The sequence below is a fragment of the Limosilactobacillus mucosae DSM 13345 genome, from assembly GCF_001436025.1.
Classification (GTDB): domain Bacteria; phylum Bacillota; class Bacilli; order Lactobacillales; family Lactobacillaceae; genus Limosilactobacillus; species Limosilactobacillus mucosae.
Genome location: NZ_AZEQ01000085.1, coordinates 1 through 272, shown reverse-complemented (window position 1 = coordinate 272; position 272 = coordinate 1). Strand labels below are relative to the sequence as shown.

Genomic DNA, 272 nt, shown 5'->3' with positions numbered 1-272 from the left:
GCGGCCTTTTCCGTGTCGTATTGGGCTTGTGCCTTTGCAACGTTAGCCTGCTTAGTTGCCAGGTCAGCCTGGTACAGAGCCAGGTTCTGTTGAGCCTGCGTCAGCGTTTGTTGGTCAGCTTGAAGCGTTGCTTGCAGTTGTGCCAACTGAGCTTGATCCGCCTTTAAAGTATCCTGGGCAGATTGCAGAGCCGCTTGTTTTTGATCTACAACGGCTTGAGCATTGGCAACGTTAGTCTGGGCATCAGCAACGGCTTGCTTCTTGGCATTCAG

General features: G+C 52.6%; 1 pseudogene. It reads right to left on the bottom strand.

Going from position 1 to position 272, the window contains the following annotated elements:
- A pseudogene (locus tag FC47_RS10730) lies at positions 1–272 on the bottom strand (hypothetical protein); the annotation flags it as partial.